The sequence below is a fragment of the Halorubrum laminariae genome, assembly GCF_024494655.1.
GTDB classification, from domain to species: Archaea; Halobacteriota; Halobacteria; order Halobacteriales; family Haloferacaceae; genus Halorubrum; species Halorubrum laminariae.
Genome location: NZ_JANHDL010000019.1, coordinates 22,283 through 35,910 on the forward strand (window position 1 = coordinate 22,283; position 13,628 = coordinate 35,910).

Here is a 13,628-nt window from a genome sequence, read left to right on the forward strand (position 1 = left end):
TGGCGGTTCCAAGTCAGTTGTGAGCGATGTTCGGTGGGTGCGAGTCACAGATCACCCTCCAGGCCGGGCGACTCAACGGCAAAGAGATCCGGGAGTCGCTCAGAGAGATACTCGCCGGTTCCGGGCCGAAGGTGGATCTCGATATCCACGTCCGTCGCCGTACAGAGTCCATGCAGGAAGTCGGCGTGTGGTGCCGAGATGCTGCTGACACCGACGAGTGAGACGCGTTCGATTTCGGGGTAGCGGTCAGTCCACGCGTCACCACCCGATCGATCAAGGTGTCGTGTTGCCCGTCGCACGAGGGCCGTCTTCGAGACCGCTTTGGCTGTCCGACCGCGAAGCCACGCTTCGACGGCGAGGCCGCCGTCAATCAGTGTGGTTGTATCGTCCGCGATCGGGTGTGCAAAGTCGTCGGTGACGTCGTGGAGCGCCTCGATCCGCGTTGGGTGATAGTTCGTCATCGACTCGATCTCTGAACGGACCTGTTCGAGTTGCTGAGGACCGGTGTCTCGGCGGGTAGAAAGCAGGGGGCGGAGTCCCGGAGGCTGATCAGTGGAGTCTGCCGGGAGCGACTGGAGGATCGCAAGGCGATCAACGCGATCGAGACTCGTCGGTGTCGAGGCCGCGGCTTCGAGGAGCTCTTCGGCAACGGTTTCTGGGTCGACAAACGCAAACGTATTGTGTGGACGTGCCGCGTCTCGAAGCCGCTGCTGTAGGTTTCGGTGGTGTAACTCGGTCGGTGCAAGGACCAGCTCCGTCGGCGTCGCCGTTCGCTCGGCCCGGTCGAGGAGGCGGTCTTCCTCGCCACGATAGATCGACACCTGTGAGCTCACATCGCTTGCAGTCGTGTCGAGGCTCTGTGTAGACATTAGAGAGATCCGGACTTTGGGTACAGCGAGCTTGCAATAAGTCCCTTGGCACAGAGCGAAAGTGAACTACCACAGACTGCGTATGCGTTCACCGTGCGTCCCCCTGTTTGCCTGGGAGTTCCTCGTTTCGTTTCGTAACTAATCCGTCTATTGATGTCAGCATCTCCGCTGAGACCGTTTCTGGATCGGCAACAGGGATGGCCAACCGTGAATGCGATGCGCGGAAGACCAGTTCCTCGGAGAAGTGGTTAAGATAGCCGAATCCGAGGCGATTGGCCATTGCCTGCATCAGGTCTTGGAATTGCTTGAAATCAGGGCCCCCATGTGAACCGAGGCGGCGACGGTTCTCAACCACTGGATCAAAGGCCCAATAATCGAGTGGCTCCCCATCAAACTCCAGCTCTCGATAGCGCAGTAGCTGTGCAATGCCATCTGCATAACTTCGGCCCGAGTATCCGTGCAATGTTTTGATTTCGATCCCAATGCGGCCGATGGCTGGATGCTCAACGAGGAGATCGATCCGGCCAGAGCCATCGTCAGAGAATCGTTCTGTTGCTGTCGTCCAGCCACCAGCTTCGAAGTGTTCGATGAGTCCCGCTGTAACGTCTTCTTCGATATGGCTGTCAATGTCTTCCATTAGCGATCACCGCCCCGAATCGTGGCGGAGTACTGCATCTGGTCGGGTGCCTGTTCGGTTTGGACTGCGTGTGTCGGAGTGTACATTGTCTGTTGGAGTGTCGGCGTCGCGTCTGGTCGCCAGAGCCACCAGCTAGAGGTTACTCGTTCAGCTGTCGGGTGGAGACCGGTGTGTCTGCATAGTTGGTTCAACCAGGCGTGTGGCTGGCGTGTGTTCACCGGAACGGGTTGCGATGCGCTGTAGGCGGTGCATACTGGTGGTCCTGACACGGCCGTGCCGTGTGCACTCCACCACACCGATGCGGGCAGTGGTTCGACCTGCCTCTCCGGGGTCACTGTTGGCGTTACCGTCCATTTCTGGCGTGAACTGGCCGGGGCAGACCGCACTCGGCAGCAGTCTGCAATCGTCTCGATGTGCCGGTCGTAGCTACTCCCGGAGATCCCCGCTCGCTCTATCAGTTCACTTCGACCGCACGGCTCAGCTGCTTGAAGGAGCGTCGCGTACAGCTTGGTTGCCGTCGGCGGGAGATCCGGGCGGAACCGACCGGCTGGAAGCTGTGCTGCGGCCCGTTCAACGGCGTCGCTATCGGGGACGCCACCCGTTTGTGTGATAGCCCGCAGAAGACTCTCTGCGGCGTCGTACGGCGACGCCCGGGCTGGTGACTCCGACGGGCCGAACGACCGGAGACAGCGCCGGACGAGCCGCCGGCGAGTGCTGGCAGCCCACTCGGTGTCGGTGGTGGCTGCAATGTCGTCGACGACATCGCGGATGGCGCTGTAGGTGGTTCCATCACGGACCGCGATCGCAAGTTCCGGTGCGGCTTCAGTCCCGTCGGCGATCGGCTCGCGAACCGCATCGCTGGTTGCATCCAACACTTCCGTGAGTGTCGGCTGTAACGCGGTCATCGTCGGTCCCGCAAGCACCCACGAAGCAGTCATCTCCACCGTGGCACCCTCTTCAACCTCGTACGGGAGCCGTCGCTTCAGCTTCGACGGGCGCGTTTCAAACAGCATCCGATACCCCGAGTGAACGCCATAGACGGTCTGTTTCGGCACCGTGTGTCGGAGGAATGCACAGAAGTCGTGCCGTCGATTGTCGTCGGTGGCGAGCGACGCCGTATCCGGGACCCGGAGCGTGATCGTGAGATCGATGCCCGCAGCGTGGTACAGATGGGTGGCCGTCGCAACCAGCCCGTGGAGGTCTTCGAACAGCGAGCCACGGGCGACTGTGTCGCTACTTCCAACCAGGCGAGCAAGCCGAGCGAGGTGTCCGTCGCGAACGGTTGTGACACGCTCCCGCCAGGTGTCGTAGTGCTCCTCACTCTCGCTGAACCAGCCGACTTGGTGACCACGGCGAAGCGTTCGTCCCGGATCGTGATCCGTGACACCGTCGTGGATCGACGCGAACTCACGACCAACTCGGGATGGCGTGAGGATCTTACTCAGCGCTTTGTCGCTGAGTAAGGCAGCTGCGAGACGTCCCAACGTGGCGAGGGGCCCACCCCACTGGGCAACGACGACCGCCTCGTTGGTGTGGTGGCTCAGGTACGCGACCCGGCCGTCGTCGAACGGTGTGAGGTGGTCGTCGACGAGTGTGACCCCGTCGCCGCGGGCTGCGGCGGCAAATCGCTGGTGGATCGACTGGGTGTCGAGGGATCCATCCGGTGGCTGTAGCCATTGGACGTACTCGGCCTCGCCGTCTGGGTCACCGGTTGCTGCGACCCACTCATCGATTGGGGTGGGTGTGTCCTCTCCATGGTCCTCCCGGCGGGGGGACACTGTACTTGTGGACTCGTGAGGGGTCTCGGTAAGACCCGTATCGAGTCGGCGCTGATTCGGGTGCACAAGCTCGTCGTCTGCGTCGAGAAACTGGGTGACCGCCGTTTCGCCGCGTTCGGAGAGCCGAACCGTGTTGTGCTGACCGCGACGGTCGACGGTGACGAGGCCACGGTTTTCAAGATCGAGGACGTACCGACTGACGGTCCCCGCTTCGATGCCGATTGCGTGATCGTGTTCGAGATCCTGGTAGCGTCGGCCATGCGTGGCAGTGAGGTTGCCGAGAAGCCGCCGTTTCCCCGGCGTTGCGGCGAGGCCATCGAGTGCCGTCCACGCCGGGTGTGCGTCTGTGGGCGCTTCCTGGTTGCGACTGCGGCGGCCACCTCGACGGGACCGATCCCGGTCGGCAGTAAGATCGAGGTGGATCGCACTCCACCGTGGGTAGCGACGCGTCAGTTCACGCTGGAGTGCTGGCGACGCGACGACGCGCACGTCGAAGCCGTCGCCGAGGACGGCGATCGCCGCGAGCGCGCGAACGCCCGTCCGGCGATCTGTGAGCTCCGTCCATGCTTCTCCGTCGAGTAGCAAGGTGAGCGGCTGCGGGTCGTCGTCGAGGTCGCGATGGAGCGCAACTGGCCCCTTCGTGAGCGCGCCAAGGTCGCCGTTGACCGGGCCACGACCGGTGCCCACCGATTCGACAGTGTCGATGAGGTCGGCGTAGCGCTCTTGGTGGTACGCCGACACCGCGTCGGGATCGCCGTCGACGTACGTGAGCGCAAGCGCCGTGATCGCACGTGTGTAGGCGACCGCCTCGGCGGTGTCGTCGCTCCACGTGTCCGTGGTGGTGGTCCACTCTGGGTGTATCGCAGAGAGGATCGCCGAGCTTGCCCGAAACGGGTCATCGCTGGTGGCGTGCTGGCGGACTGTCTGTTGACTTCGTGGCCGGAGGGCAGTGAGTAGCTCCGGGATCCACTCGGTCAGCCGTGGTGAGACCGCTGAACAGACGATCCCGTCGGTGGACGTGTCGGAGCCGCTGGTGATGAGCCGGACCCCTCGCTCAGCGGCCGCGGATTGGCGTGTCGTCACCAGTGATCACCGCAGTAGGGGGTGGGTTCCTCGCAGTGAACTGCGGCTGGTGCGGCGAGTCTCCATCACTCGTGGCCCCCATGGGGTCGCCCGCCATCAGATCGGGCACGATCCCGGATCGCGGTCAGCAACGGCGTTGGCTCCTGCTGTCTCACGTGTTCGGGCTCGCGATCGGTGGGTGTGTCTGGATGGACGTGTGGATCAGCTGTCGTCGTCGGGCTGGTGACGACGACAGTCGGATCGAGGAGGACGTACGACGTCGATTGCCTTTGGGCATCTGCACACGTCCCGATGTGTCCCGTGACGACGTGTTCGCGAACGCCACGTGTGAAGACGGTCGGGTGTGTGTGGCGGTCGTTTTTGCACATGAGGTAGCCAATCTCGTAGGCAGGTTCGCCTGCCGCCCGGTAGGCGTATGCGGTGACGTCGTCGCCCTCGTGGAGGGATCGCCCACAGACTTGGCACGCGAGGTACTCAGTGTCGAGGGAGATGCGTGCGAGTTGGTGGCTGTCTGTGAGTAGTGGGTGGCCGCTGGTCATTGGTTCTGCCCCTCCGCAGTGGTGTCGCTACGGTGGCCAGCTTGCCACGCCTGCCGGGCAGATAGCGCGCGGCGAGATTTCTCGGTGAGGGTGTACTCGATGGTGTACAGATCGTGAGCCTGCTTGGTGACGAGATCGCGGTCGAGGAGGTCGTCGAGTGTCTCACAGAAACAGCCGTGTTCGATCGGCGTGGTGTAGTAGTCGTTGAGCGCCTTCTTCAGGCAAGAACAGAGTGATTCTGCCTTGTCCTACGATGGCGGCCTGCCCGCCCAAAGCAATCAAACAATAATCGGAATCAGTCGATGACCGGCGAATCCTCACAGGGTTCGACTGGAGTTGACTGTTGGAAGCAGACAAAAGTAACTCTGAGTCCATCGAAGTCTGCCGGACTCCCCGAGGCACAAACAACTCTGGGAGTCTGAATACGACGGAGGATAGGAGTACCGGGGGCTTGGCACTCCCAACAGTCCAACCCGCCTTAGACCATGAGCATCCCTACGGATTCTCACTGTTTGGATGCCCGGTAGGACTGTGAACCTGAAATCTCCAACGCTCAGGATTCCTCCGCGTTCACGCGGAGGAGGATGTCAACTGCTGCTGGACAACCTCGCGTGAATGTGTCGACGACAGGGAGCCCTAACACCAACCCAAACAGTGGAGATCGCCATACTCTCTGGGGTAGTTGGGGTCCTCGTCACTGTTCATTTCTTCCTCCCTGAAGCACTCCGCTCGCAGTTCCTGTTCACGTACGGCGAGCCCACTGTTGTCTCAGCGTGGACTGCGGCGGTCCTCCACGATAGCGTTTCACATCTAGCGTCTAGCGTAACGTGGTACGTGCTCGTGATGGGAGCGGCGTACGCACTCACTACAACGTGGGAGCGTCGACGTCCGTTCTGGCTTGCTGTAGTCGGGTGTCTTGTGCTCGCACCCCCGATTACAAAACTCGGTGACTACTGGCTGCTGAAGGTCCAGTGGAATCTCGTTGCGGACGCGACGACGGCACGCGGATTTTCTGGGGTCGTGAGCGCGTTTGGTGGACTGCTATACGTCTCACTGGCACGCACAGCGACCGCTGGGTATGGCTACGACGCCGGCGTGGCGACGACTGGAACAATTGTTCTCGGAGCGCTCTCCGCGCTCGCATTCACGTCTGCTGTGTTGTCTCCGTCTGTAGCTGTCGTCCTTTGTGCGATTGTTGCCTTCACGATCGGAATCGGGATTGTCAGAAACAGGCCTAAAATCCCGACGTGGCGGGAATGGACTAGGTCACAGCGTGATAGACTCCTGCCTATCGTAGTTGGCTGTGTGGTAGTGGTTGTACTCCTTTCGCAGCTATTCCAAGTCCAACTGGATGAAACGGGGCGATTTGTCAGCGTAATCGCTCATGGAACAGGGTTTGCGACCGGCATGATCGTTACTGTACTCGTGCTCATCGCAGAGTACGTCGGCCAGCGATCGACTGAGAAACCAGAACAGCCTCGGGACATCACCTGAGTGATCTACGAATCATCCTCCGAAGGCGGGCGTTTTGAGAGCCGATCAAATCGGTTCTGTGCTGCCTCTGATCGCTTTGTGGTTCGCTCGGGTTCATACTGCGCTGTATCCAGATCGCCGTCGACAACGGTGACTGTGAGAATCGCATCGGCGTGTTTCCCGTCCTCAGGGAGCCGATCAGCTTCCAAGACGGCATTCCCTACCTCCTCGCCGTCTCGTTCGAAAAACACGGTGGCTAACCCATCTTCGATTGAGTCCACTACGGCGGTGTATTCGCCGTCGTCGAGGGCAGCTAGATCGGTCATGAATATGTCTCCTCTAGGACATGCTCCCCGTTAGCAGTACTGACGATCACGGTGTCCCCGCCGTTGTTCCAAATCGGTGAGCCAGAACCCCAGTACAACTCAGTAGTTGTACTCGTTCCACTTCCCGTATGAAGTGTCACTGTTTCATCAGCAGCAAGCTCGAACCCCTCGGGAACAGTGTACCTCTGGCCTGCTTCGTCTTCGATCGTCCAGCCAGACAGATCCAGCGTCTCGTTACCGGTGTTCTCGAAGACGACGTATTCATCATTGAGATTGTCTCGGTCATCACCAGTTGCGTCCGCGTGGATTTCGCCGACTGTCAGGCCGGCTTCAGCTGCCGTCTCATCAGTCTCACTGTCCGTGTCATCGGGAGTGTCGCTGCTCCCGGTGTCGATACTGGTTGTCCCATCGCTCTCAATGCGGGCCCGGTCACTAACAGCGTCAGACGCTCCAACGTCGATCGGATCGCCCTCACGGAGCGTACTCGGATCTGTCGGGGCGTCTCGCTGGGTTTGGACAGTAACGTTCTGTCCGTCGCTAGTCAAGACGATGTTGCCGTGCGTGGCGGTCCAATACGCTGGGAGTGATCGCTCAGAGAATCGTTCGAGGACCTCCTCGTGGGGATGTCCGTACTGGGAATCATACGCGCTCGAAATAACGACTGCTCGGGGATCGACCGCATCAAGAAATGCTCCACCTGATGAACTCGCAGAGCCGTGGTGGCCGGCTTTCAGAATTGTCGACTCCAGCTCTGACCCGTATTCGTCGACGAGATATGCTTCCTGATCGTCTTCGGCATCGCCTGAGAGCAGGAAACTCGTGTCGCCGTGGGTGAGCTTGAGGACAATGCTGTTCTCGTTGCGATCTTCGTTTTCGAGGTACGGGTCCGGTGGGCCGAGGACATCGACGTCGACGTCGCCAAAGTCGATCGTGTCGCCGTCGCGCGTTTCGTACAGTGTCACGTCGTGTGTCTCGATCGCGTCAAGATACTTGGCGTAGGTCTGTGAGCTTGACGCGATGCCGGGGTCGTACACCGCGCCGATCCCGTTGGCTTCTGTTTCGTAGTACTCGATGATCGCAGCGTTTCCACCGATGTGATCCGCGTCACTGTGCGATGTTACGAGGTGGTCGATCCGTGAGATGTCGTGGCGTTGGAGATACGCTAGTACGTGCTCGCCGTCGTCGTTATAGTGGCCTGTGTCGACGAGCATCGTGTCGCCGTTCGGGCTCGTGATGAGCGTGCTGACTGATTGACCGACGTTGATGTAATGGACCTCAACACTCCCGTTGGTTGTGACGGTTGACGACCCGTTGGCTGGTTCCGAATCAGCAGGAGTTGGGTCACCAGATATCCCACCTGCACATCCGGCGAGGACAACTATCCCGGCGATGATGAGGAGTGTAGCAAGTTTTCGTGGCGGTTCCATGATCACAGTCGTCGCTAGTGGTGTGTAAAGCTACGCGACTCTACCGAGTCGGCCTAGGTGTTAGTTAGGAGTAGAAGGAGTCGTCTCTGCTGAAATCCTATTCTTCAGATATATTCTCGCCTGAAACGTCTGGTCGCTGAAAAGGCGTATTGATCGCCGACATCTTCCTAATCGGCGTTGGACAGATAAGCGCCCAAACCAATATATGACAGTGACAGAATCAACTACGGTACTCGTCGTCGGCGGCGGAGCAACCGGCACAGGCATCGCTCGGGACCTCTCGCTTCGGGGCGTCGACGTGACGCTCGTCGAGCGAGGCGGACTCTCCAGTGGAACCTCGGGGCGTTCACACGGACTCCTGCACAGCGGCGCACGCTATGCCGAGACCGACCGAACCGGTGCCGAGGAGTGTATCGAGGAGAACGAAGTGCTCCGGTCGATTGCCGGTGAGTGTATCCGGGACACCGGCGGACTGTTCGTCCAACTCGAAGGGGACGACGCGGAGTACTTCCAGAAGAAGCGGGCGGCCTGCGAGGAGATCGGTATCGAGACGGAACTGCTCGATGCCGATGAGGCCCGGGACCACGTCCCCGAACTATCGCCGGACCTCAAGCGAGCAATGTGGGTCCCCGACGGCGCGATTTATCCCTCGCGACTCGGGGCGGCCAACGCCGCGGACGCCGAGGAACATAATGCAACAATCCATCCGCACGCGCCTCTCGAAGCGGTGACCGTCGAGGACGGCCGGATATCCGAGGCCAGACTTGGCGGAGACGTGGCTGGAACGATCGAACCGGAACACGTCGTCAACGCGGCGGGGGCGTGGGCCGGACAGGTGGCTGCCCTTGCAGGTGTAGATGTCAACATGGCTCCCTCTCGGGGCGTGATGGTATCTGTGGAGTACGGCGATCTGGAGCCGGTATTGAACCGCTGTCGAGACCCCGACGACGGTGACATCGTCGTGCCCCACGACGACGAGGCAGTGCTCGGGACAACGAGCGTCACAGTCTCTGACCCCGACGATTACGAGAAGGCCGAGTGGGAGGTCGAAAAGTCCATCGAGGAGTGTGCAGATATGTTACCGCTGGTCACTGACGCTCCGACCGTCCGGCAGTGGTGGGGCGTCAGACCGCTGTACGCTCCCGACGAGGGCAAGAAAGACAGGCGAGGTATCTCGCGGGGCTACTTCACGCTGGATCACGCTGAAGACGGCGTCGAAAACTTCACCAGTATCGTCGGCGGGAAACTGACGACCTACCGACTAATGGCCGAGAAGACAGCCGACCACGTCTGTGAGAAACTCGGCGTTGACGCCGACTGCGAGACGGCGACGCGGCCGCTGCTCGGCGCGGAAGATGGCGATCGGCTGGACGAACTGGTCGAACGCTACGACGGACAGGGACCGACCGACATGGATGTCGTCGCGCAGTGAGGGTGACAGAGGTCGTTTCGCGAGCTCCGTCTGTCCTGATTACTACCCCACCCCCCACTTTTCACACACGATGTGTTCGGACCATCTCTCTGAGTTCTGATTTGCTGAGATGGGTGATCCTGCGCCGATTACCATCATTGGTGTAGAAAATCGAAGCAGTGACCGACCGATCTGGATACTGGTCAGCAACGACGTGGTAGTAAATACTGAGCTGTTTCACGTACTCGTCTTCGGCGTGGGTTGTGAGGTCAGTTTTGTAGTCGATGATATCGATCTGGTCGGGCGTAATATGGAGCAAGTCGATGATCCCACCGATCGTCACCTCCCTGTCATCGACAGTCAGCGGAAGGAACGCGTCGATCTCAGCTTTCTTCTCGCCGTCAAGTGACTCTAAGAATTCCATCACATTCTCCTTATCAGGGTTGTCGTCGGTGTCGACAACTTCATCGAGTACATACCGCTCTGCGAACTCGTGGACCTCAGATCCAAACTCCATCCCTCGACCACCGGTGTCCCCTTCGAACACTGCGTCGTCAATAAACGTATGAGGAGAGTAGCGTGCCGGCCCATCTGGATCCGGAATGTCAACTGTAAACGGTGAATACTCGTCCTCGCTTGGGTCGAAAGTTGACAGGTCTGGATCCACTGGTTCGATGTCAACGGGCAGTTCATCAAGGAATACATTCGGATCCTCACCACCGGTCAAAATGACGTGGCTCTCAGCGCGCGTGATAGCCACGTAGAGGAGTCGTCGTTCCTCATCGTAGTTCGGCGGGAGACATTTGTTGAGAACGTCTGTCTGCCAGTTGTCGTAGACGTGTGGGACATCGTGAGCCTCATCGGAGTACACCTTTCGCTGTCGGAGTCCGATCGGATCGGTGTACGCAATATCGCTCCCACTGCCGCCCGTCGATGGGAACTTGTTCGTGTTCATATTCGCGAGGATGACGATCGGATATTCCAAGCCCTTTGTCGCGTGGATTGTCTGAACAGTCACCGCATTCGTTCCCGCACCAGCGTCAACCTCGTGGGTACTGCCATCTTCGATCGCTGCTTCGATGAACTGAATCAGTTCTCCACGGGTGAACGTTGTCGTCCCATAGACGGACTGGACTGTGTCGAGAACGACGTCAGCAGTTGGGCCGCTCCGGTCGTATCGATCGAACACACGACGGGCGACACCGCCAAATGTCTCCATCTTTCGGAGCGCTTCACGGAAGGCAACCATCGCGTCAGGGTACGCATCGCGGTCGATGATTGCCTTCACCTCGTCGATTGTGTACCCGGCCTCCTCTAAGACGAGCGCCCACCCCCGGTCGGCGTCGCGTTCGAGGATCCGAAGCCACGCTAACAGTAGCTTTGCGGCGTCAGTTCGGAACACCTCAATGCCACCTTCATACGCCATCGGGAGATCGTACGCGCTCGCCGTGTCGAGTAAGTCTCGTCCGAAGTCGCGAGTCCGGGTCAAGACGGCAATATCGCCGTATTTCGGCGCGTGGTACTCGCCGTCGTCACCCGCAACGGCGTAGTCGTCATTGTCAACGATGTCGTCGATCTTCGCGAGGATCGCCTCGTGTTCGTCCTCGCTCGTGAGCGCCTCGATGCGGCTCTCGTCATGGTCCGTATCCGCCTCCAACGGCGTGACTGTCTCAGAGATTGTCGCAGTATCCAGTGACTCGCTTTTCGTCGCACGCGCCGTCAGCGCATGTGTTGAAAAGTCCAAGATGGACTGTGTCGACCGGTAGTTCCGCGTTAGTCGTTTGCCGGCAGCCCTCGTCGGCGAGAAGATGACTCGCTCTGCGTCTCGGTTGAGTTCATCGACGAACCGGTGGAGTCGATCATCGAACTCACGGATGTTGTCGACGTCGGCGTATTGGAAGCTGTAGATACTCTGTTTCCAGTCACCAACCACACAGATATTGTCTGTGCCGGCCAAGAGAAGCATCAGCTTGAACTGGATCTCACTAGAGTCCTGAAACTCATCGACCATCACATACTCGTACCCTAGCCGCTCTCGGAGGTCGTGGTCTTCACACAGAAGGACGAACGCAAACAGTTGAAGGAATCCGAAGTTCAGGTAATTCCGTCGAAGCGCAAACTCAAGATAAGCGTGATACACGTCATGGACGAACTGCTTGAGGGCCGTTCGATCGTCCTCGAAGACGCGTTCCGCGACATCCGATGGGATCTGCTTGCCGTCCCCCCGAAGCTCCCATTGTTCAGGGGCGTCTGGGAGGTAGGTTTTCTCCTTCCCGTAGTCGTTGAGCTTCTGGCGGAGCTTCGACTGCTTGCTACCACCGTTTCGAGGTTGGTTTATATCGGCGAATAGCGTCTCGAACGCCGCAAAATCACCGTCGAGGTGTGACTCACCGTCACGGTACCAGCCGGTTGCGGTGGGAAAGACACCCTTCGCAGACAGCTCTTTGATGAGATCGAGCAGCTCCGTCGTTTCCGAGATCGCTGTGAAGAACTCGTTGTACTCTGGGTGTGAGTCGATGAACTGGCCGATGAACTCTCGAAACAGCGCCTGTTCGATGATGTCGTCTTCGATGATCCGCGTCGAGCCGGTAATCGTCTCCTCCACACCGAGATATGTCGGAGCATCATGGCCGTGTTCGTCGAGAATATCGTGTGCCAACGAGTGGAACGTCTGAATTGGGGCGTTTGAGAGTTCCCGCATTCCGTACTCGCTGTTCCGCACAATCCGGTCGCGCATCTCCTCGGCGGCGTTGTTCGTGAACGTGACCAACAGGACATCGGACGGGTCAACCCCATCCTGTTCAACGATATTCGCGTATCGACGGGTGACGGTGAAGGTCTTCCCAGTGCCAGCGCCAGCATCGACGAGATACAGGCCCTCGATCGCGTTGATGAGGTCGCGCTGTTCCGGATTCGGTTCGACGTCGCTCATTGTTCACCCTCCAAGAGCAGATCGCGATTGTCTACCCGCCGGTAATTCGGCTCGCCGGCAAGTCCCTCAATGGGAAACGGCTCGTCACCCGTACGACGTCGGTTGAGCTCCGTCAATTGATTCTCAACAAACGATTCAAACGCGTCTAGGTCAGGTTCAAAGAACGCACCTTTCTGTTGCCGGGCGATTTCCCGCATAACCTGTTTGCTCCCCGTCGTTACGTACTTGAACTCACCAATCTCTGTTTTGAGTCGTGCGATCATTGTCTGGCCGAACTCTGACTCGATGAGTTCGTCGCTGTCAGTTGTCTCGACAAGTGGGACGGCATCGAACAGGGAAGCGTACGTCTGATAATCGATCTTCGAGAGAATCTTCTGGCACTTGTTCGCCCCCTCCTCACGAAGGTACTCGAAGAACTCCTCTGTGCGGACGTGATCTGTGAGAGATCCGGGGTAATACGTCACCGTCGTTAACGCGTCGTCGATATCGACGTCACCGGCGATGGCATCGTCGACGAGTTCAGTGACGTAAAAGAACGTGAACGAAAGCTGCTCATCGGGCGTTTGTGAACGCCAGTAGGTGAGATAGAGCAACGCTTGGAAATCTGGTTCGTCTGTTGGTTCGTCGATTGCGGCGTCTTGGACGATCGAATTGGCGTTGCTCTCACTCCCGCTCTTGTAATCAAGCAGTTCGCTCTCCGACTGGACAAGGTCGATCATCCCGTTGATCCCGAGGTCCTCATCAACGAACCTGCGTTCAGTTACAGGCGATTCGATATCGTACCCGAAGTAGTCGGCAATGGCGTTCTCGTTACTGCTGGAGGGCGTAAGGAACGTTCCGTCTTCTGGGGGGTTATAGTCAAGGTATGAGACAATTGTTTCGAGGCTTGCACGATACTCAGTGCGGCGGGTCCGTTCATCGACAGAGCGGACCAGGGGACGGACCTCATCGAGCATGAGGTCCACGATGTCCGTCAGCGCCGCATCGTCGACGACCGCAGGATGGGCGACGTAGAACTCCGCAAAGCATCCGTCTTTAGTTAAGCGAGAAACCGCGTGACAGCGGCGGCTTATCGAGGCATCTTTCGGAAGGAATGAGGAAGTCGTGTCTGTGTACAACGACGACTCCTCAACTCGAATTATGCGTCGGCTCA

The 13,628-nt window shown here is 59.1% G+C and carries 11 protein-coding genes; 3 read left to right on the forward strand and 8 right to left on the reverse strand.

All coding sequences use genetic code 11. The annotated features are described in order from the left end of the window. Positions 1–44 precede the first annotated feature (44 nt). The 4 genes from NO887_RS17170 to NO887_RS17185 form a co-directional block, all read right to left on the reverse strand. Complete coding sequence (locus NO887_RS17170; protein WP_256419402.1) at positions 45–869, reverse strand: hypothetical protein; 825 nt, start codon at positions 867–869, stop codon at positions 45–47. An 88-nt stretch (positions 870–957) separates the two neighbouring features. After that, the gene (locus NO887_RS17175; protein WP_256419403.1) at positions 958–1,506 is read right to left on the reverse strand and encodes a hypothetical protein; all 549 of its coding nucleotides are present in this window, start codon (positions 1,504–1,506) and stop codon (positions 958–960) included. Continuing rightward, the gene (locus tag NO887_RS17180; protein WP_256419404.1) at positions 1,506–4,367 is read right to left on the reverse strand and encodes a helix-turn-helix transcriptional regulator; all 2,862 of its coding nucleotides are present in this window, start codon (positions 4,365–4,367) and stop codon (positions 1,506–1,508) included. The genes NO887_RS17175 and NO887_RS17180 overlap by 1 nt, the downstream gene beginning before the upstream one ends. 65 nt (positions 4,368–4,432) lie before the next feature. Then, complete coding sequence (locus tag NO887_RS17185; RefSeq protein ID WP_256419405.1) at positions 4,433–4,906, reverse strand: DUF8112 family protein; 474 nt, start codon at positions 4,904–4,906, stop codon at positions 4,433–4,435. Positions 4,907–5,019: 113 nt separating this feature from the next. On the opposite strand from NO887_RS17185, the gene NO887_RS17190 reads away from it, so the two are divergent. Next, a complete protein-coding gene (locus tag NO887_RS17190; RefSeq protein ID WP_256419406.1) occupies positions 5,020–5,142 on the forward strand; it encodes a hypothetical protein in 123 nt (40 codons plus the stop codon). A 418-nt stretch (positions 5,143–5,560) separates the two neighbouring features. Then, the gene (locus NO887_RS17195; RefSeq protein WP_256419407.1) at positions 5,561–6,400 is read left to right on the forward strand and encodes a hypothetical protein; all 840 of its coding nucleotides are present in this window, start codon (positions 5,561–5,563) and stop codon (positions 6,398–6,400) included. A gap of 5 nt (positions 6,401–6,405) precedes the next feature. Here NO887_RS17195 and NO887_RS17200 read toward each other — a convergent pair whose 3' ends face one another. Both NO887_RS17200 and NO887_RS17205 read right to left on the reverse strand, forming a co-directional pair. After that, on the reverse strand, positions 6,406–6,705 hold the full coding sequence (locus NO887_RS17200) for a DUF3006 family protein (RefSeq protein WP_256419408.1): 300 nt from the start codon (positions 6,703–6,705) through the stop codon (positions 6,406–6,408). Then, positions 6,702–8,132, reverse strand: a complete 1,431-nt coding sequence (locus NO887_RS17205) for a lamin tail domain-containing protein (RefSeq protein WP_256419409.1) — start codon at positions 8,130–8,132, stop codon at positions 6,702–6,704. Before NO887_RS17205 ends, NO887_RS17200 begins: the two co-directional genes overlap by 4 nt. 211 nt (positions 8,133–8,343) lie before the next feature. Between NO887_RS17205 and NO887_RS17210 the strand changes: the two genes are divergently transcribed. Continuing rightward, positions 8,344–9,564, forward strand: a complete 1,221-nt coding sequence (locus tag NO887_RS17210; RefSeq protein ID WP_256419410.1) for an FAD-dependent oxidoreductase — start codon at positions 8,344–8,346, stop codon at positions 9,562–9,564. 61 nt (positions 9,565–9,625) lie between these two features. Here NO887_RS17210 and NO887_RS17215 read toward each other — a convergent pair whose 3' ends face one another. Both NO887_RS17215 and NO887_RS17220 read right to left on the reverse strand, forming a co-directional pair. After that, positions 9,626–12,475, reverse strand: a complete 2,850-nt coding sequence (locus NO887_RS17215) for a UvrD-helicase domain-containing protein (RefSeq protein ID WP_256419411.1) — start codon at positions 12,473–12,475, stop codon at positions 9,626–9,628. Continuing rightward, positions 12,472–13,628 (reverse strand): PD-(D/E)XK nuclease family protein (locus NO887_RS17220; protein ID WP_256419412.1); only part of this gene is annotated, 1,157 nt, incomplete at its 5' end. The genes NO887_RS17215 and NO887_RS17220, both read right to left, overlap by 4 nt.